The sequence below is a fragment of the Flagellimonas yonaguniensis genome, assembly GCF_029193885.1.
Lineage (GTDB): Bacteria > Bacteroidota > Bacteroidia > Flavobacteriales > Flavobacteriaceae > Flagellimonas > Flagellimonas yonaguniensis.
The window spans coordinates 1-25,663 of record NZ_JARFVB010000023.1 but is presented as its reverse complement, the minus strand read 5'-3'; the positions used below and the strand labels follow the sequence as shown (position 1 = coordinate 25,663).

The window sequence follows — 25,663 nt, the reverse complement described above, 5'->3', positions numbered from 1 at the left end:
TCTTGCCCGACATGAACTGCTCGAGCACCTTCTTTTCAAATTCTGTCTGTTCTTTCTTTGTCATGGTACTGTCTGAATAAAATTAATACTTCTAATCTTTTTCAGACAGAGTTCAGTTTACAGTCTCGGAAAATCTCGTCAACTTGTCGCAAAAGCTTAAAATTTAGCGAAGCTTAAATTTCTAAGCACTTGCTCGTAGACTCTATAGAATTATCGGTTAAATATCAAAATCAATACCGAACCTTTCGCAGTAATCCTCAATAGTAGCATGAACTAAAATCGTATCATTTTTTCTAATAACAACATATATTCTTAAATCTGTTCCGGGAGGTAGATTTAGTAATACCCTACGAACAGATTGTCTATGAGACAATGCATGATGTATTGTACGTGCTGGTGCCACAACTGGGGCTAAAATATTAACATTTCTTGCAAAACCTTCAAATAAATCCATATTTGCTGGACCTATAAAAGTGTAATCATTGTTTAAAAGATGTGGTTGAAATCTTTCTTCTAATTCAATAAGTTCCTCCATGTTTATATTTCGTAATGGTTTATCTAAAGTCTTTTCTTTTTTCTTGATAAAAAAGAAACAAACCTGCCTGCCGGCAGGCAGGAAATCAAGAAGAAAATATGCTTCCACGCGCCCTTTGTGCCTTGTAGCTTCGCTACTTGGGCGTTTCACGCCCTCACACAGGACCGAACGTAAAGAAAAGGTCTGGTAGACCTTTTTAGTGAAGGAGCCAGATGGCGAGTTGGCGGCAATGCTCCACTACTCCCTCGCCGAAAAAAGCAATCATTCACTGAATAATCACTTTTTCTCGCGTGTGCCTAGCCACAAATTCACCCCGACGCCGGCCCGCATTTTCTTCTGGCCACCACCCTCACCTATTGTTTTAACCAAAATTCTCTTAGGCCGAAAACATAAAGAAATTTAATAATAGCTAATTTTTCTTTTTCCAAATGAATAAGGTATTGTGTCTCCATTTATTATTCTGACAATTTTAACGTCTTGCCAATTACCATAAATATCGAAGTTATCGTAAAGAAAATATGTTGGGTATCTATTTTTTTCAAAAATGCTATATCCTTGTTCGTTATATTCTCTTATAAATTCCCAATTATTTTCGTAATATCTTTCGCTTTTGAGGTTTCCATTTGAATGAAAAGTTTTAGTCTTGTAAAGTTCACTACCTTCCACATTGTTATTTACAAGGTATTGCCTTATTCTTTTATAACCTTGCTCATCAACATCGTTTTTATAGGAAAATTTCTTGTTTTCATATTCATTGATATTATTTAAGTAGTTTCTGGCGTAATAAATTGCTGCTATATATTTATTTTCTGACTCATCCTCATTTGATAGTAAACCCAGTTTGTCGTAAAATAACTTAGATGATAAAACCAAAATCATTGTATCCTTTTTATCATCACCACCGTCCATTTTCGTATAATGATTTCGTGATTTTAAAACACCATTAGAATATTTGTTTAGCCAGTATTTTTTTGCATCGATACTATCTGGCAATTTGTAGGTTAATAGTTCTGATAGATTATTATTTTCATATTTATAAGAGCACAAAAAAGTTGGGGATTCCCCAGTTGCATAAATATATTCTTTAGTCAGATTACCTTTAGAATTTATAAATCCTTTATACCCTATTCCAATTGAAATATCTCTCATATAAGGACTAAACTTTATGCCAATAGCGCTAATATTCATTTTACTACTGGTATCAGGAACGTACATACCTTCCTCATTTTTTAAGGATTCATATTCATAATAAGTGTAACTCTTCACTTTACCAAACATTAATTGATTCCTATAATCACTAATGGGTACAATAACCTCATTGTGCGATGAGCAGGAGCACATTAAGGCAAGGAAACACAAGCCTAATAGTTTTTTCATAATCTTATTAGTAAGTAAAATATTAACGTAAAAGGATTTTTTATAGTATCATACCATTCCACACACATTTCCTCCCCCTACTTCGCAGGCTTGATAAATAAGTGTTCCATTATATTTTTTTAAAAAAGTTTTTAGAAGAAATTTTTCAGGAAGTGCACTCCAAACTTTCGCTTTTACCAAAGCTCAAGTTACATAACGCGAGAACATTATAGAACACTCAATGACCATAAGTAAATTGCGTATAGCTATGCTATTTGATATAAACATTCTTTCGTCGTAAGACATCTGTCAACTATATTTTATGGAAAATCAAAGAATTTTATTCTTCAGCACAATCGCCATCCAAAATTTCCTCTTTGGTAACGTTTGATCGCAAGGCATTTCTATATATCTGGTATTCTCCAGGAAAATCCGTTTCAAAAAGGTTTAGTAAGCCACACACATTGACCAATTTATCGTTGTCATTGATTTTCAACTCCGGCTCACTATAAGTTTCATAAGATCCTCCTACAACTTCCAATGAAGCAAAAGCATCTAAATTCGTTACCCCTGTATTGGTAATGTGCAACATCCTGCCAATATGGGTCAGCTTACTAAATGGGGTTAGGTCCACTATCGCAGGACTATCCGTTATATCTAGATCATAACTTATGGCTGTGATATCCGAAAAAACGGATAAATCCGCTAAAATATCATTTTCTGAAATCATCAGCCCCCCTAAAACCACATTGGAAATTTGTATTCCACCAATATCAGATAGTACCGGGTTACGGGACAATTGGATATAGGTAATATTCTCAATATTAGACAATCCATCCAAATTGGTCAAAGAGGCGTTGTTTCGTATGTGAATGGCTTCTGCTTTAGTAATACGTGCCAGTCCGTCAATATTTTGCAATCCATCATTATATTCTATGGTAATATCCCCTTCAAATATGAACAAATTCAGCTCATCCAAGTTTTCCAACTTTGGACAATACCCTATAGATAGGTCCTTGGGTATATAATCATTTAGATAATAAGTGTCCACACTGGCCAGATAACCCAATCCCTCCAAACTTTCCAGCAATGGGTTTTCCAATACTCCATAACCACTTACATACCCACCTATATTGAGGTCTCCTCCAACTTGATTTAAATTGGACAAAGCTCTTAAATTTGTAATATCACTGCCTCCTTCTTTTCCAATGTTTAGGTTGCCGACTACGATAAGGTAATCCTCTGCCCCAAAATTATCAACATTCTCCTGTGAAGGTAGATATACATCCCCTCTGTATATTTTGGAAGTGAAAAAATCGATCTCACCACCATAACTGGTACCTGCTGAATTTGTGGCATAGGCCCTAAAATAATACCTTGTATTGGGCTCGAGTCCAGTCATATCACTCAAAAACTCCCCGATTCCCGTACCGTCCTCAGTTTTACTGTCATTTATGGTCGGATTGGGCCCGGTACTCCAACAAACACCCCTGTTTGTGATTGGACTATCGGAACTGACAATTTTACCTCCAGCATTTGCCATGGTCCCTGAATTATGATCTATTCCCACTGGCAAGGTGTTTACAACAGCAAATCCCTTGGTTACGGGTTCTTCGGACTCCACACCCTCTGATGTACATGAAAAAATGGTAAGTAAAGCAATAAATAGGATGGTAAATTTGAATAGTGGATTTTTTGAATTCATTGGTTTTGATCGGTAAAGTGTTTAGCTATTTTTATAAAGTTTCAAATTAAGACTTTAATGCTGTAAATATTTACTAACAGACTGCTATTGAACGAGAAAAACTAGCAGTTGGTCAAAATTAGCGCCGTTTACCTCTTGAAGTTCAAGAAGGCAAAGCTTTTCTTCGTCTGAAAAGCCAAAGAAACATTCTGTAAAAACCTGATACCGAGACTGCAACACCTTCCAACGAATTGCGTAAATTGGGGGAATCAAAGTACCAACCAACTCAAACCTTTTATTTGTATGAAAAACATACCTGCAGGGTATTTGCTCCTATTACTCGGATTATGCCTCAACCCGCTACAAGCCCAAACCTCCCATCATTACCAAACCGATTTTTCCGTTGAAAACTTTACCGAACGTAGAAATACGATATTCAATGCCATTGGCGACAACGCCATCGCCTTGGTTCAAGGGGCAAGCGGTGTGCCCGGTTTCAGTGTTTTTAGGCAAACCAATACCTTTTACTACCTCACAGGTCTGGAAACGGACCATGCCTACCTCCTACTGAACGGGAAAAACAGGCAAACCACGCTTTATTTACCGCACAGGGATGAAGGCCGTGAAAGAGGGCAAGGCAAAATATTGTCCGCCGAAGACGAAACACTCGTCAAGGAACTTACTGGTGTGGACAATGTGAAAGGATACGAATTCTTATCCGCCGACCTCCTTCGTACCGGACTGATTAAATCCGACACTCCTTTGCTCTATACACCCTTGGCCCCCGCAGAAACCGGAAACGACAGCAGGGACGAACTCTTGTACGGACAGGCCCGTGCCACAGCCGACCCGTGGGATGCTTCGCCAACCCGGGAAGCTCTATTTGTGCAACAGCTGCAATCACAGTTCCCACAGTTCAAAATCAACGACCTGTCCCCTATTTTGGATGGGATGCGGTTGATCAAAAGCAAAGAGGAAATTGCCCTCATCCGAAAAGCCACGCAAATTGCCGGCCTTGCTATCATTGAAGCCATGAAATCCACAGCAGCAGGAGTTTATGAATATCAGCTGGATGCCGTTGCCAAGTATATTTTTCATGTGAACGGCTCCCGTGGCGATGGGTATGCATCGATTATCGGAGGGGGCACCAACGCCTTCATGGGGCATTATTTCCATAAAACGGATGTGCTCAAGTCCGGGGATTTGGTGTTGATGGATTACGCACCGGACTACCGCTATTACACCAGTGATGTAACGAGAATATGGCCCGTGAACGGTAAGTTCGACCCTGCCCAAAAGGAATTGTACAATTATATCGAAGCCTACAGGGATGCACTTTTCAAATACATCAAACCCGGGGTCACTTCGGATGATGTACTGGACAGAGCTGCTGCGGATATGGCGGCTTATTTAGAAGGAAAGACATTCGCCAAACCACATTATCTAAAAGCTGTACAAGAAGGTGTCAAATTCAGGGGTCACTTTCAGCATCCTGTGGGTATGGCGGTACACGATGTTGGAAATGTGCGTAGGGTTCCTTTACAACCCGGGATGGTGTTTACGATAGACCCCATGATCTGGATTCCAGAAGAACGGCTCTATATCAGAATCGAAGATGTGGCATTGGTTACCGAAGATGGTGTGGAAAACATGAGTGCTTTTGTGCCTTCGTCCTGGGAAGATGTGGAAAAGACCATTAAGGAAAAAGGAATCATGGAATTTCGTGAGCCAGATGATTTACCTTTAAAAAAGTGATAAAAAAAACTGCCAACTTTTAACGGTTGGCAGTTCTATTCAATAATTGGGATAATTTATAGTATCTCTACCACTTCAAGGTCGAATACCAAATCTTGGCCGGCCAACGGGTGGTTGGCATCCAATATGATATCGTTCTCCTCTACTTTGGCCACTCTAAACTGCTGTTGCTGTCCCTGAGCATTGGAACCTACCAAGCCCATACCCACTTCTGGCTTGATATCTTCAGGCAGTTGGGATTTGGATATCTTTTGAAAAAGCGACTCGTTGACCTCTCCATACGCATCCTTCTTGTCGATGGTAATGGTTTTCTTTTCGTTCACGGCCATATCAATAAGTCCTTTTTCAAAACCTGGTATAAGTTGACCCTGACCCAAGGCCACTTCCATAGGTTCGCGCTCCAACGAACTGTCAAAAACCTGTCCATTGGCCAATTTACCTGTGTAGTGCACCTTTACAGTGTCATTCTCTTTTACTGTACTCATAATTTTCGTTTATAGTTTTAAAATCAAAACGTTGCAAATATACAGGGTATAAAATGGTTAAACGAAGGAGTTGCACATTGGTTTCCTAAATTCCATTTTTATATGCTCATTTATATTTCCATAGCGACGAGAACACAACAATCGTTCGTACCTTTGCATAGAACTTGATGTACCCCATTAAATCGATTGTTTTACCAATGAAACAGTTTGTAAACGTACTTTTCATTCTCTTTTTTGTGGTTATTGGGTATGCCCAAAAAAATGAAGCCCTAAAAATAGAGTCCCGAAATTTCAAACGCCTTTATAAAATTTCAGATGGTCTTTATAGATCAGAACAACCGAGCCGAAAAGGCTTTTTGGAATTGGATGCCATAGGAGTAAAATCCGTTCTAAACCTGCGACGTGGAAAAAACGACAATAAAAAGGCCACTGGTTTGGATTTGGATTTACAACAACTAAAATTAAAGGCAAAAGAAATGGACAAGGATGATCTGATCCATGCACTCGACATTATCAACACTTCTGAAAAGCCGGTACTTGTACATTGTTGGCACGGCTCGGACCGCACGGGTGCCATAGTAGCTGCTTATAGAATAGTTTTTGAAAACTGGTCCAAAGAAGATGCCATTGCCGAATTTAGACAGCCAGAATTTGGCTATCACGAAAATTGGTATGGGAACCTTATCGAATTATTAAATAACCTGAATGTTGCCGAGATACAGTCGGAATTAGATCTAAGACAATAGGCAATACTCCCCGTTTATTTTTCAATAAGTAAATTTTCCACATATCCCATTCCCGAGACCAGTAAGTTTTTATGGTTTTTCGCCTTTTCCTCAAAAACATCAAGGGTTTTTCCATTCAATTTCCTTCCCTTAATAAAAACGGCCGATGGACATTCCCCACTTGAAAGATTATCCTCGACCGTAATTTACTACTCGCTAACCAATAAGGCTTTTTCAATGCTTTTCTTTTGTTTTCCCTTCAAACCAAATAGGGGGCGTATAAACCAAACCCTTCGGATGAGGAACTCATACAACAAATAGCACACGGCAAAAGTGAATACGATTATACCAACAAACTGTAAAGATGGATGAATCTTTAAGGGTAAGATCAACAATCCGCCCAAATACATCACGAACATATGGATGATATAGACCGGATAGGCCGCTTGGCTTAAATAGCCCAGTAACCTACTGGGCTTGTTCAAGTACCGATATCCAAGTCCAAAGACCCCAAAAATCCAGCAATTGGATTCCAAAGCCATCAGGTACCCTGGCGCCTCGAGCGCAAACTCAATATAGCGAAGTGCATACAATCCCAAGGCCAGTGTCAAATAGCCCCATCGCCATTTTTTAACCGTATTCCAGAAGCTTTCTCCGCTGTAAACAAACAGATACCCAAAAAAGAACGCCAATCCGCCTAAAAAGAAACCGTGCCATGTTTCGGCGTACAAAGAATAGATCTGGGGTTTTACCAGAATGGCTTCCAACATAAAAAAGAGGGAGATCAACAAAGGTCCAACCGGATTGGACATTACTTTGTTCAAAATTTGTTTGAACCTCCCACCTTCTCTATGTTTCAACAAGTAAAAGATTGGTAAAAACAGTAACACGTAGACAAAAATATTTCCCAAAAACCATAGATGCCCCATGTGTGGATAATACCCTAATGGCAGTTTATAGAACTTTTGAAAGATGAACATGTGCAAGGGTGCAATGGCCACTATTCCAAATAACAAGGGCAACAAAATACGTCTGGCCCGCTCCCCTATCAATTGTTTCCAATTGCGCTTGCGCATGGCGAAAAAGAGCCCCATGCCCGATACAAAAAATAAGATGGGAATACGCCATACATTGAGCATGCTCATCGGGGTCCACAATCCTTCAAGTGGTTGTTCACTTCGTACAAAGCCCACGAACATGGCCCAAGGCTGAAAAATAATGGCAATATGATAGATCAATAGCAAGGCAATGGTAATTACCCTTAACCAATCGATATCGTGTCTACGTGTTATTTTCATGACTGTCGTTTTTTGATGTATTATTGTAGCATTACGGCAATGGTGGGACGGGTCTCTTCAACTTCTTCCAAGTCCAATTGCAGGCCAATGGGTCCCAATTGCTGTTGCATCATTTCGTAGATGGGTTTTACCTCGGCAAAAGGTCCCACAACAGTTTCGCGCGGGGTCGCACCGTAGTTGTTTTTCACATTCTTGTCCGCACCGGCATCCATCAGCATTTGAACGGCCTCCACTTTACAGAAGAAAGCGGCCACATGCAGTGCCGTGGAACCATCATTATTCTTAATGGACAAATCGGCTCCTGCATCTATCAAGGCTTGTGCAATGTCCTTTTTATCAAAAGTTACTGCGGTAATCAAAGGTGTTGAGCCACTCAAAGGGTCTTTCTCATTAAGATCCGTACCTGCTTCGATGTGTTGCTTTACCACATCATAGTTTCCAGTGACCACTGCAGCAGAAAGGGCCATATCCGGTGCCTTGACTTCTGTTTTGGCTATAACTTCCTTATCGGATTCTGACTGTTTTTGCCCGCAGGCGGATAAGCTTACCATTAGAATAAGCAGTGCATAGGTTAGATGTTTCATTGAATTGTTTTTAAAATTTTTCATGACTTTTCGTTTTAAGTGTTGAACAATAAATTTTACATTACAAAGGTTCCCCAAAACGTGATGCAGCACTAATGACCTATGCTGCGAAGTATATAAGTCCTGCTCGGACGATGAAAATTATGCTTCAGCGATATAAATTATGCGGCAAACCTTGCATTTTGTCGTGTTTGGGAATCGATTATCTTTGTTGAAACTGATGGGGACCAACAACCTGTAAATCATTATGCTGGACAAACCAAAAGGGCAGAAATTTACCGAACAAGCTGAAGCCATTATCCTTGAACATTTGAGCGATGAGCACTTTGGGGTTTCCGAATTGGCCAATGCCATGCACATGAGCCGTTCAAGTTTGTTACGCAAGTGCAAAAAGCAAACAGGCTTATCGGCCAGTCAGTTTATTCGGAAGATACGGTTGGAACAAGCCATGGAATTGCTGCAAGATTCCGACCAAACAGTTTCAGAGGTTTCGTATCAAGTGGGTTTTGGTAGCGCTTCCTATTTTATCAAATGTTTTCGGGAACAGTACGGTTACCCACCCGGAGAAGTTGGCAAACCGGACCTTGAAGCGGATAAGGAAGAAACATCGACATCTTTTCTTAGAAAATACAAGTGGGCGATCATGGCTTTGGCCATTCTACTTATCAGTGGCATTGCTTATCTATTGAAGCCCTCCTCCCTTCCTTCTGCCGATATAGTTGCACAAAAAACGAGCTTGGAAAAGTCCATTGCCGTACTTCCGTTTAAAAATGAGAGCAGCGATTCCACCAACCTATATTTTGTGAATGGGTTGATGGAAGCATCCTTGGGCAACCTACAAAAAATTGAAGATTTACGGGTCATCAGTCGTACTTCGGTGGAAAAATACCGGCATTCCGACAAGAATATTGGTGAGATAGCTTCCGAATTGGGTGTAAATTACATTGTAGAGGGAAGTGGCCAAAAAGTGGGAGACCAAGTATTGCTCCATATTCAATTGATTGATGCCGCAACGGATACCCCTATTTGGGGGCAACAATATACCCATGAAGTGGTCGATATTTTTGCGTTACAGAATGAAGTGGCCAAAAAAATCGCCGATGCCATCGAGGCAAAGGTCACCGCATCCGAACTGGAACAAATTGATAAAAAGCCAACGGACAACCTAATGGCCTACGATTACTATCTCCAGGCCCAAGAACCTTTTAATCGAGAAACCGTTGAAGGAATGTTGGAAGCCATCCCATTATTTGAAAAAGCCATTGAAGAAGATCCACAATTTGCCTTGGTCTATGCTGATTTGGCCATTGCCTATTATTATCTTGACCTCTTCAAAAAGGAAAAACAGTATACGGAAACCATCAACAACTACGCGGACAAAGCCTTGCTCCACGATTCCAAATTGACCGAAAGTTTGATAGCAAAAGCCTTGTATTATATGCACATCGGGGATTATAGGTTAGCAATCCCACATTTGGAAAAAGCTTTGGAATACAACCCCAATTCTTCGGCGGTGGTAAATATGTTATCCTCCATTTACGCTAATGCCCTCCCCAATACCGGAAAATATTTGGAATATGCCCTAAAGGGCATTCAATTGGATGTGGCAGAGAACAATATTACGCAAAGCTATACCTATCTCCACCTTAGTAATGCGCTTGTTCAATCCGGGTTTACGGATGAAGCCTTGTTGTATATCGACAAGTCACTTGAAATCAATCCCGAAAATTATTACGCTCCCTATTTGAAAGCTTATATCCGATATGCCAAAAACAAGGACATCAAACAGACATTGAACAGTTTAAAACGGGAATTGAGAAAGGATACCACCCGACTCGACATTTTACAGGAAGTAGCCAAATTGCATTATTTTCAAAGAGAATTCGATAGCGCTTACCATTACTACAAACCCTTCAACGACATTAGAAAATCGCAAGGATTGGGAATATATCCACAAGAAGATATCAAAATCGGGTACACCTACGAAAAAATGGGACATCAGGAAGAAGCGGACCATCTTATTGCATCGTATGCCGAATATTGTGAAAACGACCAGTCCATCTACCAACCTGCTAGTATGGCAGTACTATATGCCTATGAAGGCAAGTATGAAGAAGCCATTGAAGAATACGAAAAATTTTCGACCAAAAACCATTTTATGTATTGGATGATCTTGTTCATGACCATGGACCCTGCATTGGGTTCCCTAAAATCCTATCCGGGCTACGATGCGGTCATCCAAAAAATAGAAGACCGCTTTTGGGAGAACCATGATCGATTGGAGGAAACTCTGGAAGAAAAAGGATTGCTCTGACAACTAAAATTCATGGTACTTGGTGTACCCCGGTGGTCGAATACCATTCAATCGTAGATAACCAACAGCTTGTCCTCTGTGATGCGCAGTATGGCTATCTCCCCGTAAAATAAGGTCCAAATTACCATGGGCGGCCAAAAACCCAGGCTTTTCCTTCTCCTTACCTTGTGTCAACATGGAATCGTTCATCGTTTCCAAACAGGATAATACATAGTCAAATGTTTCCGAAACATACTTTTGAACCAATTCCTGATTATGCAAGGAATCTCTTTCTTGCAAGGAATCAGGTTGAAACAAATTAATGGGATCGGGACGAGGAATTAGAAAATCAGCTTGTAAAAGGTCTTGTACAGTTGCATAGGTCTTGACATCCGTCAAAATTCCGAAGTAAAAATTGTTCACCAAACCCAAATGCATCAAATGCTGGGCAAAACTCATTTGAACATCAGAAGGTGCATATTCCAATTGTTCAGCGGGCATGGCTTCCAAAACGGCCAAAGTGTATGCCTTGGACTGTCTCCATCGCTTAATCATGTTCAGGATTAAAGCATTGTCTGGATTCGGGATTTTGGATGAGATCAGGGCCAATGGACCAAGACCTATTAAACTTAACAACAACCTTCGATTCATTTCGTATGTTTTAGGTGGATTCTCCATTAAAGATACCCCGAAAAAATAAATCGAATTGAAAAATTGCGGCCAAGGCAACTTTATTTTTCGTTGACCTCTACCAGTTTGTCATCGTCCCACTCACCTCCAGCGACCACATCGCCTTCAGTATCGTAAAATTTTCCTGTTCCGCTTCGCTTATCCGCCTTCCACTCGCCGGTATATTTTTCTCCATTGGGCCAATAATAGCTTCCAAATCCACTACGCTTATCATTCTTGTAATTGCCCACGTAGTATTCGCCATCAGGCCAATAAAAAGTACCTTCCCCATGTCGCTGGTTGTTCTGCCACTCGCCTTCGTACCTGCTGCCGGTATCCAATAGAGCGACTCCAAAACCATGGGCCTTACCACCTTTGACTTGACCGATGTAGTGCAATTGATTTCCTTTCTTGCTCTCAAAAGTCAGATATTCCCCAAAGGACTTTTGTTGGAGTTGTTTTTTTAAACGCCCCAGTTGAACTTTGGCCTTTTTTAAAGAGAAACTAAGGGAGTCGTATTTTCTAACAGCCTCATCTTCGTCCCAATTGGAAGCGGAGAGGGTATCCTGCGATTCAATTGTACTGTCTTGGACAATGAACACACTGGAATTGGTATTCCGTAGCTTTTCCGCCAATGCAATACGCAACGGGATAATCCTGTTGTTTTCCTCCTTTGGATTCATGGACGCATTATACGATGCTATGGCCGTATCATATTCGCCCTGCAACAATAGCGAGTCGATTTTCGTCAATCGATCATAGGCATTTATCTTTTCTGAAATGATTTCATTCTCTTCCTTAAGTTGGGCAAAATCCTTCTGAAGCTGAATCGATTTGGAAAAAAAGAACAGTGTTCCTACGATTGAAAAGACCAAAAGAACAAAGGGAGCGTATTTTTTTATTTTCATGAGTAATTGCTTGGTTCACTACTAGATACGAATCAATCGGTCAAATGGACGTCGGGCAACTTATTTTTGACCTTCCTGAAGTCGGGCGAATAGTACATGTGGAAACGTAGCGTCCAACCTTGATGGAAATATCCAGGATTGGAACGCTCTTGTCCTTGGGAATACAAAGCACCCGCTGCAACTGTCAATCGGGGCGTGAGAATGTACCCAACAGTCGTGGTCAATCGAAGGTCTTCCATGGGGCTGCCCACTACTTCCTTTCCACTTTGCATGATCAATTCCGCCTCTGGGGAAACATATAATGTTTTCGGACTCAATTTGTTGTTGTTCAATGGTATTTTGGCACGGAACATATACCTCCACCGGTTTCTGAAAATATAATCACTGTCTTCGGCAAAACCTTGGCTCCATCGATGCTCTATCCGAATTCGATGGTACAACATAGCGGAGTAAAACGGCATGGCAAATTGATATTGATGCCAAATTCGCCATTCAGGGACAACGTTTCTGTCTTCTGAATCTTCATCGGTATTAAAATTGATGCGCACTACCCCACCCAATCTGAAATTTGTCTTTTTGTTGAAGATGTAACCAATGGCATGTCGGTTGTAAATCTGACCTATCTGCCCTATGAATGGGGTGCTTTTGGTCTCCTCAAACCTAAAATGGGTCTGGGCATCCCAAAAGAAACGTTTTCCAATCCTAATGTTTCCGTAGGTATTGAACCAAACCTTTGTTTTTGGGCTTTTGTACTGCGAAGTCTCAGGCAATACCACGGGTTCCGATTCTTGTGAAAAAACAGTGCCCACAACTCCAACAATTACCAAAACAACCACCAAAAAGCCTCTACTACCACTATTCATGCTCATTGATTTTTTAGGATTGATTGCTCTTGGAGCAATGTTAAAATGACTTCGGGACGTTTTTCCCTTCGGAGTTTGCGCTCCAATTTTTTCGTGTCCTTATTGCGTAAATCCAATATAATTTGATGGGTGCTTCCCATTTGATCATTCAGTTGGCCGGCATTGCTACAGTTTATTTCTTCGGAGACCGTAGTAATGAAATAGGGAATCAAAACATCTTCGTATGCACCTACAATTCGTTTTTTCACCTCTTCTTCCATAACATTGGCCATAAAGGGGTTCCAAACAACATCGGTGTATTCTTTTTTGATTGCCTCTCGACGTGCCGGAATGCTCTTGATGGTTCGGGCAAGTGCGATCAACTCAGAAAGGCATGTTTTTATGCCTCGACCATATTCCAGCTTTTCATTAGGATTTTCAATGTCTGCGTAAGTAGTTAAAGAACTGTCCGCCAACTGCCGTAGTTGGTCAAATGCATTTAAGTATTCTGAATAAAATCCAGAAACGGAATCCATTTCTTGTTCCAAACCGTTGTTGAGTTCAATGAGCTCCTCTTCCAAACCATTCAACATTTGAAGTTGCTCATCATTGGTCAAGCGTGATGCCAATGAACCTTTTATATATTCCAAACTCATCCTTGCATAGGTCGCCATGGCCCCAACGGATAGTAAATCTTCCCCTCCATATTCAAATTCCCCGGAGCTGGGCAAACTGAACACCCTTGTTTCGCCTTTGTCATTGGCAATCCTGATCGCTGTGCTCGGCTTTCCATTGGGCCATAATCGGTTCAATAATTCCGGTATAGGTTGATGCTGGACAATATCCAAATTGATATGACTGACCAAGGTTTCCAAAGGGTTCAAAAACTCTTTATTTATTTTTTCGGTGACATTGTAATAGAAAAGTGCTTCAGGGTCTGTACGTTTTACGATGTTAAGATGGCTATTCCCCAGAATGGCATTGCTTAAGTCCGCGGCCACTTTATAGTCAGAGGCAATCTGCGCCAAAGTCTTATTCTGCAGGGAGTCCAAAGGGTAATGTGGAACCCTGACCTTCATATTTGCTGAAAATGCAGAATTTCCCAAGTGGCCCAATACACCGTTCATTTTTTGATAATAATCCAGATGCTGCTCAAGCAAATTGGCCACATGGCTTTTGCCATTTTCCGAGTCCAATACCGATTCCAGCAATGCAATAAAACCTGCATCCAAATCAATGGTCTGGTAATTCGGAAAGCTTGTGTTGAATATTGAAATCTCTTTTGAAACCCCATTGGATTTCATTTGTACGCTTCGCAACAATCCATCATCAAAAAACCAATTTTCGATATCATCAACGGTCTCCGTGCCATAAAAAGACCATTCATCATGTGCCATACCGTTCCTCAGCAATCTACCTACCAGCACACTCGTACCATTTTCTATTTGAAAGTTTTGCTGGGGCACACCTTCATCAAAGGAAACAGTACTCTTGAACAGTGTTTTCTCAATTTGGGAATCCTTTATCTGGTTGATGGTGTAGGTCCATGTACCATCGGGCTTGCCCTTGGACAAGTCCCCGTTTCCAATTTCCTGAACCCCGCTGACCAATACCCTGTACTCATTGTCCACTACTTGGCTCTGGTTATTCGTATTGAATTCCCCAAACTGAAATTCCCAAGGGCCGTTCGCCACGCCTTGATCAAAAAAGCCTGTGAAACCAAAAGAGGAATCCTTTTTCTCCATTAAGGTTTCCAAGTTGGATTTGCGGAGTTGAAAATCACCATTGAAAACGGTATCCAAGTCGATAATACTGTATTGATAAACTGCTTTTCCCTGATAAGGTCCCACCTGAAGTGGACCTTCATACGTTTTCAGTTCCTGACCAAAGGTTGTTAGCTGCGGAACCAGTAGAAAAAATAAAGGGAGAAGCCATTTCTTAAAGGGCTGAATCATGAGAAAATCGAGGTTTAGCTGATATTCATCATTACCTACGTAACCAACGAACCTTTTGGATCATACATATCTTAGCTTTTAAGGATTTACCCTGTTTCATCATAAAAAATTCATTGATTGCCAATTTGACCAAGGTATTCTTTAAGCGAAGTCTGAAATTTAAAACCAAAAAAAGCGCACCGATGGGTGCGCTTTGCATTTTTGAGATCCTTACTTAAATCAATTATAGAAAAAAGTCCAATTATACTCTAGTTCCAATTCGTTGATTTTGGCAATGGTGACTTCATCTATCAGATCCGTTCCCGGGTTATTTTCAAAACTAATGTGCCCAGAAGAAATTGAGTTTAAAGTCACTTGATCATATACGTAAGAAATTATTTGGTCCAGCTCTGGAGACAAAAACTGATTGCCGCCAATTTCAAGATCAAAAATATTAGGGTTATGAGTAATATCTATCTGGCTGAAGTTATTGTTCCTTATAATCAATCTTTCCAATGCCTCATTTTGTGACAGGTCCAACTCACTTAATAAATTTCCCTCAATATATAAATCTCTCAACTTAAGGTTGGCAGTCAAATCTATCGCCTCTATTGCATTGATAAACAAATCTATACGCTCCAATTCAGTATTTTTGGACAGGTCTATTCCCGTAAGGTTGTTTCTTCCCACATTGATTTCATTTAAGTTTAAATTTTGGGAAACATCAATGTTTGGTAATGAATTATCACTTAAATCAATAGTTTCAAGAATTGAATTATTGGTCAAATCCAAACTGGTTAAATTATTCTCGCTTGCCAGTAGCATTTTTAAGTTTTCATTATTAGAAACATCCAGATTTGAAATTTGATTTCCGGTTACCCATAAAATCTCCAAGTCAATATTATTAGTGACATCTATTTGAGTCAACTGGTTATATCTCGCCCAAATGGATTTTAAATTCACATTGTTAGAAAGATTCAAACTTGTTATCTGATTATACCCTACACTCAATTTTTCCAGTGCACTATTATTGGAAGTGTCCAATGATGTCAATGCACCTGCATAAAACTGGCATGTTTTCAGTAAAATCAGCTTATCAATTTCTGCGGAAGTGATATTGCTTTTATAATTTTGTCCAGATTCATTGTTGCCGAAATTTAAATACTCTATAACCTCAATGGCTCCAAAAATTTTTATTTCATAAATACCTTTTACTTCATAGTTATGCGTCAATTCATATTCTCCTTGGTCGTTACTAAGACCAGAAACATATTCATCGACGGTACCATCGCCCCAATCAATGGTATAGGTAGAGCCTGTCAACGATTTTAATGCGATTGATTTGGTTGTAAGAACCTCTGAATCATCAACAGTCAACGTAAAAAAGTCTTCGGGATCGGGAAAGGAAAGTTCCGCTTCATCGTAACCAAATTCGACAAATGAGTAACCATCAGCCTCAATATTTTCAACAGTTGTGGTTTTGGAATCCGCCGATTCAACAGTAAACCTATAAGGCAGTGATGTTCCCGAAAACTGTGACAAAGCCGAGGTTGCCGTTGGCACCAGCGAAACCACTATATCATCAGCATCCACTAAAACGAACTCCGTCAAATTATAGGTTCCAGGGTCCAACATCACTTCCTCGGTTACGTAACTTTCACCTTGAGCTATTATATCAATCTTTTCAAAGTCCAATATTTGAATACCGTCCCGAGATACAATACTGATAAAAGCATAGGCCGGCACATAGTCCTTGCCAACTATAGACGGGGTCTTAGCTGTAATCTCCTTGTTGAAAATACTGAAAGATTGCCCCCCTTGCTGTACTGGTTCCGGAATTTCGGGGTCTATGGGGTTTTCACTTTCTGAACAAGAAACCATAAAAGTGAGCAATAGCAATACATAAAAGGCTTGTTTCATGACGTGGATGGGGTTGTTTAGTCTACAATGCACCATTGTTTCCACGACGAAAGTTTGCCGTGTAGAAAGTCTGTTCTGGTCGCTGCATGGTAGAATTGAAGTTGATGATAATTTAAATGTGCTTTCTAAAAGTAGGATTTTTCTTTTATAAATCGATTGGTTTACAAAAAGACGTTTTGTTTTTTAGATAAAATACACTCTTGACTTCCATTCGCTCTGTCCAAATCAAAAAAAGCGCACCCATCGGTGCGCTTTTGTATTCCTTTAATGAAAACCCTTCGGGTTTACCAAATTTTGATGCGTTCTTCCTCTGGTTTATAATTTTCCCCGCCCGGTTGCACATCAAAAGCTTCGTAGAAAGGCGTTAAGTTCATCAATGGCCCATTGACCCTCCATATTGCTGGGGAGTGTGAATTGGTATTCACATAGTTCCGCATGAATTCATCACGGACTTTTACCCTCCAAATACGAGCAATGGACAAAAAGAAGCGTTGGTCTGGAGTGTATCCGCCTATTTTCACGGTATCCTGACCTTGCTCCGTCATTTTAAAGGCATCGTACGCTATGGCGATCCCGCCATTATCTGCCGTGTTTTCGCCGATGGTCATGGCACCTTTTAAATGAACGGTGTCCAATACGGTAAAAGAACTGTAACGGTCGATAAGCTGCTGGGTCTTTCCCTTGAATTTCTCCAAATCAGATGCCGTCCACCAATTTTTTAAGTTTCCTTCGCCATCATACTGGGAACCGTTATCGTCAAATGCGTGGGTAAGCTCGTGGCCTATAACCATCCCTATACCTCCGTAGTTCACGGCATCATCAGCGGCCATGTCGAAATAAGGGAACTGTAAAATCCCTGCCGGAAAAACAATCTCATTGAGCGATGGATTGTAATATGCCGTTACCGTAGAGGGCGTAGTGCCCCAAGCATCTTTATTCGGTGGCTTGTTCAAGTATTGTACATTGTACGTATAGTTATTGGCTTGCAGTGTTACCACATTTTCAAAATACTGGTCACGCTCGATATCCACATCATACTCGCGCCATACATCGGGATACCCTATTTTCTTGGTAATGGCATACAACTTTTCCTTGGCCTTGGCCTTGGTGCTATCGCTCATCCAGTCCAGTTGGGACATTCTGTTCTCAAAAGCTTTTTGTAGATTGTTTACCAAATCCAATACACGTTGCTTGGCGGCTTCGTCAAAATAACGCTTTACGTAGAGCTGTCCCAAGGCAAAACCCAGATTACGGTCCACTTGCTGCGCCATGATCTGTGGTCTTGGTTGCTGTTTCGACTGACCCAACAGCACTTTGTTGTACTCAAAAAGGGCGTCTTCAAAAGCTACGCTCAAAAATCTGGCATAATGTTCCAGTGTGTGGGCCTTTAAATACGTTTTCCAGTCATCAACGGGGACCGTGCCCAACAACACATCCAAGGTATTGTAGTAATCCGGTTGACGAACATTGATGGAGTCAACTTCCAATCCCAACGCATCCAACAAAGTTGCCCAATCTATATTTGGATTTGACGCAGTGATATCACTTACCGCCAATTTGTTGTAATTGGCCTGTATGTCCCGCCTTTCGATTCGTGTTTTGTGGGCTTCGGCCAACTGCTTTTCAATATTGTAGACGGTTTCCGCTTTTGCTGCGCCATCTGCTATGTCGGATAAATCAAACAGGGTCGACACATACGTTTTGTAGGCATCTTGAATGCCCGTTGTGGAAGCGTCCGTTTTAAAATAATAATCCCGGTCCGGCAGTCCCAGGCCTGATTGTCCGGCATGCAGTATATTGATTTGACTGTTTTTATTGTCCGGCGCTACGCGAAGCCCCATGATGGAATTGTTGCCTTTGGAGATTTGTGCAGTGACAAAATCCATGACCTCATCGGTATTGGAAATGGCTTCGATTTCCTCCAAAAGTGGTTTTACAGGCGCATATCCTCTTTGGTTGATGGTGGCCGTATCCATTCCGGAAGCAAAGAAATCCCCCACTTTTTGCTCAACCGTTCCCTTTTCGTGTTCGGCAGACGATACCTCCTCCAAAATATCCTGAAGCAATTGTCGCTGCGGGATATTGAGAAAACTGTACGAGCCCACACCCACCTGATCATCGGCAATTTGAACCGTGTCGTACCAAGATTTGTTTACGTGGTCAAAAAAATTGTCCCCTGGTTTGATGGACTCCGTGATTCCGGTAAATGCGATTTTTGATGGTTCTTCCTCGGTTTTTTCTTGTTGGCAAGAAACTAAAAGGATAGCCGCCAAAGCTATCGACGAAACATATTTCATAAGGATGGTTTATTTGTCACAAGATACCTATAAATAGAATGTCATTTGAGATGCTTGGTAAAAAACATAGAAACTGGGAACACGTGAACATTTACTCATTCTTTAAATACTTTGCGGGAATATCTTTACCGTCGTTGGAACTCATGGCCCAAACCATATTGGCAATCCACCAACGGCCTTCCGAATACACCAATTGATAACTGCCCACACCTTTTCCCGTTTCATTGTTTGAATCCAAACCCTCAAAACTTTGAATTACCTGAGCAATTCCGTTGTACTCTTCCACAATTTCACCCATGCCTTCTTCGTGATATCCCATGGAATAATATTCATCGGTAAGGGTTACCAAAAATTCATCGAGTCCCATGGTCTCTTGCATAAACACTCCGTCCTCTTGGCCAACCATACTGAAGTGCGCAGTTGGTAAAAACAAAGTTCTGAAATAGGCGGTGTCGATTGCTTGTCCTTTTTCAACGGAGATGACCCGTTGAGTTTCCTTTACCAGTTCATTCACGTTTTGGAACACTTTTCCTTGTTGTGCACTACCCAGTGAACAAATCAACAGCATTATACCAACCAATACCAATCTCATCTCTATGTTATTTGTTACCCCAAACCTGCAACCAACTCCAAAGCCTTATCGATTTCTTCCTTGGAATTATAAATATGAACCGAATGCCGCATCATTTTACTGCCTACGGAGCGAGGCTGTAAACGCTCTTTTTCCCACAAGTATTTTTGAAGTTCAGGGCCACTCATACCTTCCACTCCGTAGGTGGTAATCCCCGCAGCCAACTCTTCGTTGGTGGACGAATAAAAGGTAACGTGTTTCATTTCCTTAAGACCATCACGTAAGTATTGGCCCAGTTCCTTCACACGGTTCAACCACACATCATGACCTATGGTATTGAAAAAATCCACAGCAGCATCGTATCCGGCCATAAGCCCAGCATTCCCAGTACCGTTTTGCATCAACCGAAAACCATGATCATCTTGATTGTCCCAATTGTAGCTTGCAATGGTGGTCCAAATATCCCCCACCACATCTTTATTGATGTACAATAACCCACTCCCTGAAGGGGCCAGCAACCATTTGTGCAAACTCGAATAGTAGGCATCACACCCAATCTCCTTGACATCCACCGGGATTTGCCCCACGCATTGCGCACCGTCCAACACCGTGAAAATGCCCCGCTTTTTAGCCTCCGTACAGATTTCCTTCACGGGCATTACTGTTCCAAAGCCCGAAACGATATGTGGAATGGCGATGACCTTGGTTTTTGGTGTCACTTCCTTGAAAATGGCATCCACGATCTCCTGTGGGTCATTGGCAGGTTCGGGCATGGTGGCCTGCTTGTACACACAGCCTTTGCGTTTGGCCAAGAGTTGCCAAGCACCGAATCCGCCTCCATGTTCCTGATTGGTATTGAGCAGTTCGTCGCCTTCTTTTAGGTTGAGTCCCATACCCACGTAGTTCATACCAAACGTGGCGTTTTGGGTCAAGGAGATTTCCTTGAAATCACAATTGATTATTTTGCCCAACTTGGTGCGTAGCTCCTCGTAAGGGAAATACCCTGTCAACAATTCGGGCCCTGAACCATTTTTATAATCCACCGTAGCGGCTTCCACATTCCAGTGCATCATGTGGTCGAACATTTTATCGAGCACATAGCCGGGTGTTGGCCCCATGGTGCCATTGTTAAAGTAGGTCTGGCCTTCTTTCAATGGAAACTGTTTGCGTACCATACTCCAGTACGCTTCATCTTTGGGGGCATGGGTTTTTAGAGGTTCGATGGACCAGTCTTTTTTGGGGTCAAAAGAAATGAATGGCATCGACATCATGGCCGCTGCTCCTTGTTTTAAAAATTTTCTGCGTTGTGACATTTTTTGGTTGGTTATTGGGTTACTTTGTTGTTCAGTTATTGGTATATTGTTCATTGCTAATTGGTTACCTTTCATTATGTCCCTTCCCTTCAAAAATCTTGGGTATCGATTTCTCAATACGGGATAGGCGGGTTTTGGATTGTTTGGCCTGTGAAACATATAGCATATACCCACGCTGCCGACCTGGGGTCAAGGCGTAAAAGGCAGTTTTGAATTCTTCGTCTTCATCCAGTTTGCCCTGAAGCTCGTCGGGCATATCAAATTCTGAAGTCTGCTTCATTTTTACCTCCAACCCCGCTTTTTCCACTTCAATGGCTTCATGCATATAGGCTTTTATCACTTTTTCAAGTTCCCTGACCTCATCCACATGGGTAAACCGAAGCTGTCGTGCCGATTGCACATTCTTCGTCTGCTGAATCAATATGCCTTCTATATCCTTCAGTAAAACACCTTTATGGAACAACACTGCGCAGTATTCCTTAAAACCATGGGTCAAAAAAACATTGCTACCGTTATAGGTGTAGCAGGGCTTGCCCCACTTCAACTCTTCGGTAAGTCCTGTGTCCAATGCCACTCTTCGCAATTCGCGATAGGCATCCTGCCATTGGGATGGTTTATCAAAAAAGAAATCGACTTTTGGGTTCATGAGGTTTTGTTTCGAGGGACTTCTCAAAGAAAGTGCAAATTCTTTGAAAATTTACTATGACTCCTCCCCTTTTTGCTTCATTACCTTTAAACAATCCCTTAAATTTAAGTGCTAATTTCAGAACCATGAAAAATAAATTACTTCTACTCCTATTTTTGGGAGTGATCAGTGTCTCGGCCCAAGACCAAATAATTGGGTTCAGTGAAAAAGCTTCGGACGCACAACTACAACTCGAAGCGGATTACGAAAAACAACTTTCCTCCGACAATCTCGACCAATGGATGAAACGTATGGCCGCCGAACCCCACTGGGTCGGTACCGAATACGGCGAGAAGAACGTCAAATGGATGGAAAAGCAATTCAAATCCTGGGGGTACAAGACCCGTATCGATACCTACCACGTACTGTTCCCTTACCCTAAAGTGCGCTCGCTGGAACTGACCGCACCCACCCAATACACCGCAAAATTGGAAGCGGTCGCGGTCGAGGGCGACCCCTACACGGCGCAGGGCGATAAATTGCTGCCCAGCTATAACGCTTTCTCCACCGATGGCGATGTGGAGGCTGAACTGGTTTTTGTGAACTACGGCATCCCCAGCGATTACGAGGAACTGGAAAAACTGGGCATTGATGTAAAAGGCAAGATCGTTATTGCCAAATACTACGGTTCTTGGCGTGGTATCAAACCGAAACTGGCTGCCGAAAAAGGTGCTATTGGCTGTATCATTTATTCCGATCCCGAGGATGATGGCTACTACCAAGGCGATGTGTACCCCAAAGGGGCGTTTAAGAACAAAACGGGCGTACAGCGTGGTTCCGTGATGGACATGCCACTCTACCCCGGTGATGTGTTGACGCCCGGCTATGCCGCCACCAAGGATGCCGAGCGTTTGGACCGCGAAGAGGCGCCGACCATTACCAAAATACCCGTATTGCCCATTTCCTACGAGGATGCACAGCCGCTATTGGAAGCTTTGGAAGGCCCTGTGGCCCCAGCTTCTTGGAGAGGTGCGATGCCCCTTACCTATCATATTGGGCCTGGACCTGCCAAAGTACACCTGAAATTGGAGTTTGATTGGCAATTGAAACCCGCCCATAACCTGATCGCTACCTTAGAGGGCGATGAGTTCCCCGACGAGTGGATCATCCGTGGGAACCACCACGATGCTTGGGTGCACGGTGCCAGTGATCCCGTGAGCGGTATGGTCGCCTTGATGGAAGAAGCCCGCGTAGTGGGGCAATTGGCCAAAAAGGGCAACAAGCCCAAACGTACCTTGGTGTACTGTGCTTGGGATGCCGAAGAACCCGGACTCATCGGTTCCACGGAATGGGTGGAAGACCATCTACCGGAACTGCAGGAAAAAGCCGTGGCCTACATCAATACCGATGGCAACAGCCGTGGATATTTGGGCGTGGGAGGCTCCCATTCGCTACAGGCCATGGTAAGCCAAGTAGCCAATGTGGTGACCGATCCACAAAAAGGCGTTTCCGTAGCGGAGCGTCGCAAGGCGGCCAACCTTATGCGAGGGGGCGATGACTCCTTTACACTATCCGCATTGGGCTCTGGTTCGGATTATACACCCTTTATCCAGCATACGGGCATTGCCTCGCTGAACTTGGGCTACGGTGGTGAAGGCCGTGGTGGGGAGTACCACACCATTTATGACACTTACTCCCACTACACCCGTTTTAAGGACCCTGGTTTTGACTATGGTGTGGTCTTGGCCAACACAGCCGGACGCCTTACCCTACGTATGGCCAATGCCGAGGTGTTGCCGTTTGAATTGACCCAATGGCACAGCACCATTGAAACCTATTTGGGCGAAGTGATGAAAACCTTGGAAGATATGCGCTCCAAAGTGGAAAAACACAACAAACTGGTAAAGGCGGATGCCTACCAATTGACCATGGACCCCAAAAAACCCGTAGCACCTGCAAAAATGAAGGACGAAGTACCCTATTTGGACTTTTCCCCCATACAGAATGTGATTGCGGATTTAAAGAAAAGTATCGAGACCTTTTCCAAGGCCGATGTACTTGCCCTGTCCCCCGCCAAAAAGGCACAACTCAACCAAAAGTTGATGGGCTTGGAGCAGGTATTATTGCAAGAAAAAGGACTGCCCCGTAGGGATTGGTTCAAGCACCAGATCTACGCCCCCGGATTTTACACGGGCTATGGGGTAAAAACACTTCCAGGCGTGCGCGAGGCCATTGAGCAGCAGGAATGGAAAGAAGCACAGGAACAAATCGGGGTGTTGGCCACCACCCTCAAGAATTTTAATGCTCAGGTACAACAACTGAACAGCCTAGTGCAGTAACTGGATTTCTCTGACAATAACCCAACCGCCTCTTGCGAACTGCGTAGGAGGCGGTTTTTCTTTGCTGCAATACCATTTTTGCTTTTCTCAAAAGCATGGATTACCTTTCCCAGACCCAAATTACAAGACACTTGACCATGAATGTACGGCTTACCAAAGAACAAAAGATCAAAGTGCTCAACTCCTCGGACATATATGCGATCATGCAACAGGTATTGCTGCGCGAGAACAAGATACGCCGCAACCAAGAGCATTTTTGGGTGGTGGGCCTTAACCACAACAACAAAATTTTGTTTGTAGAGTTGATAGGTCTGGGGGCCAGCAACCGCGTGAATGCCGAGCCGCCCGATGTATTTCGGATGGCGATCTACAAACTGGCCAGTAAACTGATCTTGGTGCACAACCACCCCAGCGGCTCGCACGAGGTAACCGATGCCGATATTACCTTTACCGACCACATGCTAAAAGCGGGGAAACTGATCAAAGTGGACGTATTGGACCATTTGGTAATCACCGAAACCCATTACACCAGTTTTGCCGACCAGGGGGTGATGGACGAACTCCTAAAAAACGGCCTGTTTGAAATTATGGGCCCCGAAAAGCAAGAACTGGAACAATTTAAGATTGAAACCGAGAAAAAACGGGCCGAAAAAGAAAAGGCGATTAGTATTGCAAAGAAGATGAAAGCCAAAGGCTACGACGATGCAACCATTAAAGAGTTGACGGGCTTGAGTTTAAAGGAGATTGGGAAACTTTAAGATTTGTTCAATAATAAGGTTAAACGATAAGGCTATCGAATAAAATTTGACTTCTTAATATTAAAAATCCATTCCAAATAATTTATTTGTCGGTGACAAAACTAAAATTGACTTGCTGAATAAATATTCTGGATTGGCAATTTCTCCATCTCCGAATTTTTCTGAAAGGGTACCCTCTTCATTTAGAGTTGTTATATATTGTATACGATTACTAGTTTGTTCTGAAATTCCCTCTATAAACTTGCAGACAGAAACAAAATGAGCTTTATCTACACCATCAAAAATACCATCATGTATTAAAAAACGTGGGAAATTGGGCGTATTAATAATATTATAAAGTAAAATAGATAGGTCATAAACAAGAGTTCTTCCTTGATTTTTTCCTTTACCAAACATATCAGGAAGAGTTATATCTATTTCTAAAATACTTTGTTTTTTTGTTCCTCCAATTATTGATAATTGGGATGTTTCATTTTTGTTTATGTAAATCTCATCATAAACCGCATTGAAATTTTCAGAAAAAGCAGTAATTATACTTTCTGACTCCCTAAGAAAATCAATTGATTCACTACTTAATTTATTTAACTCTGATTTTATTTCATTTAATTCCTTTTGAAGATCAAAAAGGATTTTTGTGTTTGATTCGGGTCTGTAAATTAAACTCTGTCCGATCCATCAATCCCTCTGGGGCTAGCCCCAGAGGGATTGGGATTTAATTCCAAGGGAATCCTCTCCCCAAATTTAATATAAAGTTGCTGGACCACCAGGCTCC

21 protein-coding genes are annotated in these 25,663 nt (G+C 42.0%); 5 read left to right on the top strand and 16 right to left on the bottom strand.

Features of this window, described 5'->3' with window-relative positions:
* Window positions 1-217: 217 nt before the first annotated feature.
* From PY092_RS18985 to PY092_RS18975, 3 genes are all read right to left on the bottom strand, one after another.
* A complete protein-coding gene (locus tag PY092_RS18985) occupies window positions 218-685 on the bottom strand; it encodes a hypothetical protein (protein ID WP_275617318.1) in 468 nt (155 codons plus the stop codon).
* A 249-nt stretch (window positions 686-934) separates the two neighbouring features.
* Window positions 935-1,912 carry a hypothetical protein gene (locus tag PY092_RS18980; protein WP_275617317.1) on the bottom strand — a complete coding sequence of 326 codons (978 nt, stop codon included), beginning with the start codon at window positions 1,910-1,912 and terminating at the stop codon, window positions 935-937.
* A gap of 319 nt (window positions 1,913-2,231) precedes the next feature.
* Window positions 2,232-3,596: a fibronectin type III domain-containing protein gene (locus tag PY092_RS18975; RefSeq protein ID WP_275617316.1), complete on the bottom strand. Its 1,365-nt coding sequence runs from the start codon at window positions 3,594-3,596 to the stop codon at window positions 2,232-2,234.
* Between the two features lie 282 nt (window positions 3,597-3,878).
* Here PY092_RS18975 and PY092_RS18970 point away from each other — a divergent pair, with 282 nt between their 5' ends.
* Window positions 3,879-5,330 carry an aminopeptidase P family protein gene (locus PY092_RS18970; RefSeq protein ID WP_275617315.1) on the top strand — a complete coding sequence of 484 codons (1,452 nt, stop codon included), beginning with the start codon at window positions 3,879-3,881 and terminating at the stop codon, window positions 5,328-5,330.
* Window positions 5,331-5,386: 56 nt separating this feature from the next.
* Here PY092_RS18970 and PY092_RS18965 read toward each other — a convergent pair whose 3' ends face one another.
* Entirely contained in the window at window positions 5,387-5,815 is a 429-nt protein-coding gene (locus PY092_RS18965; protein WP_275617314.1) for an FKBP-type peptidyl-prolyl cis-trans isomerase, read from the bottom strand.
* A gap of 197 nt (window positions 5,816-6,012) precedes the next feature.
* On the opposite strand from PY092_RS18965, the gene PY092_RS18960 reads away from it, so the two are divergent.
* Complete coding sequence (locus PY092_RS18960; protein ID WP_275617313.1) at window positions 6,013-6,561, top strand: dual specificity protein phosphatase family protein; 549 nt, start codon at window positions 6,013-6,015, stop codon at window positions 6,559-6,561.
* Window positions 6,562-6,749: 188 nt separating this feature from the next.
* Here the strand turns inward: PY092_RS18960 and PY092_RS18955 are convergent, their stop codons facing one another.
* Both PY092_RS18955 and PY092_RS18950 read right to left on the bottom strand, forming a co-directional pair.
* On the bottom strand, window positions 6,750-7,838 hold the full coding sequence (locus tag PY092_RS18955) for an acyltransferase family protein (protein WP_275617312.1): 1,089 nt from the start codon (window positions 7,836-7,838) through the stop codon (window positions 6,750-6,752).
* A gap of 20 nt (window positions 7,839-7,858) precedes the next feature.
* Complete coding sequence (locus tag PY092_RS18950) at window positions 7,859-8,422, bottom strand: ankyrin repeat domain-containing protein (protein ID WP_275617311.1); 564 nt, start codon at window positions 8,420-8,422, stop codon at window positions 7,859-7,861.
* Between the two features lie 247 nt (window positions 8,423-8,669).
* Between PY092_RS18950 and PY092_RS18945 the strand changes: the two genes are divergently transcribed.
* A complete protein-coding gene (locus PY092_RS18945) occupies window positions 8,670-10,736 on the top strand; it encodes a helix-turn-helix domain-containing protein (RefSeq protein ID WP_275617310.1) in 2,067 nt (688 codons plus the stop codon).
* Between the two features lie 3 nt (window positions 10,737-10,739).
* On the opposite strand, the gene PY092_RS18940 is transcribed toward PY092_RS18945, so the two are convergent.
* From PY092_RS18940 to PY092_RS18900, 9 genes are all read right to left on the bottom strand, one after another.
* Window positions 10,740-11,366: a DinB family protein gene (locus PY092_RS18940; RefSeq protein WP_275617309.1), complete on the bottom strand. Its 627-nt coding sequence runs from the start codon at window positions 11,364-11,366 to the stop codon at window positions 10,740-10,742.
* 80 nt (window positions 11,367-11,446) lie between these two features.
* Window positions 11,447-12,292: an MORN repeat-containing protein gene (locus PY092_RS18935; protein WP_275617308.1), complete on the bottom strand. Its 846-nt coding sequence runs from the start codon at window positions 12,290-12,292 to the stop codon at window positions 11,447-11,449.
* Between the two features lie 32 nt (window positions 12,293-12,324).
* Window positions 12,325-13,155, bottom strand: coding sequence for a DUF2490 domain-containing protein (locus tag PY092_RS18930; protein WP_275617307.1), 831 nt, complete (start codon window positions 13,153-13,155; stop codon window positions 12,325-12,327).
* A gap of 2 nt (window positions 13,156-13,157) precedes the next feature.
* Entirely contained in the window at window positions 13,158-15,089 is a 1,932-nt protein-coding gene (locus tag PY092_RS18925) for a hypothetical protein (RefSeq protein ID WP_275617306.1), read from the bottom strand.
* 219 nt (window positions 15,090-15,308) lie between these two features.
* Window positions 15,309-16,988 (bottom strand): leucine-rich repeat domain-containing protein, encoded by a 1,680-nt coding sequence (locus PY092_RS18920; protein ID WP_275617305.1) that lies wholly within the window; start codon window positions 16,986-16,988, stop codon window positions 15,309-15,311.
* 284 nt (window positions 16,989-17,272) lie between these two features.
* A complete protein-coding gene (locus tag PY092_RS18915; RefSeq protein WP_275617304.1) occupies window positions 17,273-19,285 on the bottom strand; it encodes a M13 family metallopeptidase in 2,013 nt (670 codons plus the stop codon).
* Between the two features lie 91 nt (window positions 19,286-19,376).
* Window positions 19,377-19,877, bottom strand: a complete 501-nt coding sequence (locus PY092_RS18910) for a hypothetical protein (protein ID WP_275617303.1) — start codon at window positions 19,875-19,877, stop codon at window positions 19,377-19,379.
* Window positions 19,878-19,891: 14 nt separating this feature from the next.
* Window positions 19,892-21,169 carry an aminotransferase class V-fold PLP-dependent enzyme gene (locus PY092_RS18905; protein ID WP_275617302.1) on the bottom strand — a complete coding sequence of 426 codons (1,278 nt, stop codon included), beginning with the start codon at window positions 21,167-21,169 and terminating at the stop codon, window positions 19,892-19,894.
* A gap of 64 nt (window positions 21,170-21,233) precedes the next feature.
* The gene (locus PY092_RS18900; protein ID WP_275617301.1) at window positions 21,234-21,815 is read right to left on the bottom strand and encodes a YdeI/OmpD-associated family protein; all 582 of its coding nucleotides are present in this window, start codon (window positions 21,813-21,815) and stop codon (window positions 21,234-21,236) included.
* Window positions 21,816-21,940: 125 nt separating this feature from the next.
* Here PY092_RS18900 and PY092_RS18895 point away from each other — a divergent pair, with 125 nt between their 5' ends.
* Both PY092_RS18895 and PY092_RS18890 read left to right on the top strand, forming a co-directional pair.
* Window positions 21,941-24,133, top strand: a complete 2,193-nt coding sequence (locus PY092_RS18895; RefSeq protein ID WP_275617300.1) for a transferrin receptor-like dimerization domain-containing protein — start codon at window positions 21,941-21,943, stop codon at window positions 24,131-24,133.
* A gap of 95 nt (window positions 24,134-24,228) precedes the next feature.
* Window positions 24,229-24,891 (top strand): JAB domain-containing protein, encoded by a 663-nt coding sequence (locus PY092_RS18890; RefSeq protein ID WP_275617299.1) that lies wholly within the window; start codon window positions 24,229-24,231, stop codon window positions 24,889-24,891.
* Between the two features lie 60 nt (window positions 24,892-24,951).
* Here the strand turns inward: PY092_RS18890 and PY092_RS18885 are convergent, their stop codons facing one another.
* Window positions 24,952-25,374 (bottom strand): DUF2326 domain-containing protein, encoded by a 423-nt coding sequence (locus tag PY092_RS18885; RefSeq protein ID WP_275617319.1) that lies wholly within the window; start codon window positions 25,372-25,374, stop codon window positions 24,952-24,954.
* Between the last annotated feature and the right edge of the window lie 289 nt (window positions 25,375-25,663).

Bases quoted from the DNA above. Each gene is read 5' to 3' on its own strand.
- PY092_RS18970 (WP_275617315.1), top strand. From the start codon at position 3,879: ATGAAAAACATACCTGCAGGGTATTTGCTCCTATTACTCGGATTATGC.
- PY092_RS18945 (WP_275617310.1), top strand. From the start codon at position 8,670: ATGCTGGACAAACCAAAAGGGCAGAAATTTACCGAACAAGCTGAAGCC.
- PY092_RS18940 (WP_275617309.1), bottom strand. From the start codon at position 11,366: ATGAATCGAAGGTTGTTGTTAAGTTTAATAGGTCTTGGTCCATTGGCC.
- PY092_RS18915 (WP_275617304.1), bottom strand. From the start codon at position 19,285: ATGAAATATGTTTCGTCGATAGCTTTGGCGGCTATCCTTTTAGTTTCT.
- PY092_RS18975 (WP_275617316.1), bottom strand. From the start codon at position 3,596: ATGAATTCAAAAAATCCACTATTCAAATTTACCATCCTATTTATTGCT.
- PY092_RS18900 (WP_275617301.1), bottom strand. From the start codon at position 21,815: ATGAACCCAAAAGTCGATTTCTTTTTTGATAAACCATCCCAATGGCAG.
- PY092_RS18910 (WP_275617303.1), bottom strand. From the start codon at position 19,877: ATGAGATTGGTATTGGTTGGTATAATGCTGTTGATTTGTTCACTGGGT.
- PY092_RS18890 (WP_275617299.1), top strand. From the start codon at position 24,229: ATGGATTACCTTTCCCAGACCCAAATTACAAGACACTTGACCATGAAT.
- PY092_RS18930 (WP_275617307.1), bottom strand. From the start codon at position 13,155: ATGAATAGTGGTAGTAGAGGCTTTTTGGTGGTTGTTTTGGTAATTGTT.
- PY092_RS18960 (WP_275617313.1), top strand. From the start codon at position 6,013: ATGAAACAGTTTGTAAACGTACTTTTCATTCTCTTTTTTGTGGTTATT.
- PY092_RS18980 (WP_275617317.1), bottom strand. From the start codon at position 1,912: ATGAAAAAACTATTAGGCTTGTGTTTCCTTGCCTTAATGTGCTCCTGC.
- PY092_RS18965 (WP_275617314.1), bottom strand. From the start codon at position 5,815: ATGAGTACAGTAAAAGAGAATGACACTGTAAAGGTGCACTACACAGGT.
- PY092_RS18950 (WP_275617311.1), bottom strand. From the start codon at position 8,422: ATGAAACATCTAACCTATGCACTGCTTATTCTAATGGTAAGCTTATCC.
- PY092_RS18925 (WP_275617306.1), bottom strand. From the start codon at position 15,089: ATGATTCAGCCCTTTAAGAAATGGCTTCTCCCTTTATTTTTTCTACTG.
- PY092_RS18905 (WP_275617302.1), bottom strand. From the start codon at position 21,169: ATGTCACAACGCAGAAAATTTTTAAAACAAGGAGCAGCGGCCATGATG.
- PY092_RS18895 (WP_275617300.1), top strand. From the start codon at position 21,941: ATGAAAAATAAATTACTTCTACTCCTATTTTTGGGAGTGATCAGTGTC.
- PY092_RS18920 (WP_275617305.1), bottom strand. From the start codon at position 16,988: ATGAAACAAGCCTTTTATGTATTGCTATTGCTCACTTTTATGGTTTCT.
- PY092_RS18955 (WP_275617312.1), bottom strand. From the start codon at position 7,838: ATGAAAATAACACGTAGACACGATATCGATTGGTTAAGGGTAATTACC.
- PY092_RS18935 (WP_275617308.1), bottom strand. From the start codon at position 12,292: ATGAAAATAAAAAAATACGCTCCCTTTGTTCTTTTGGTCTTTTCAATC.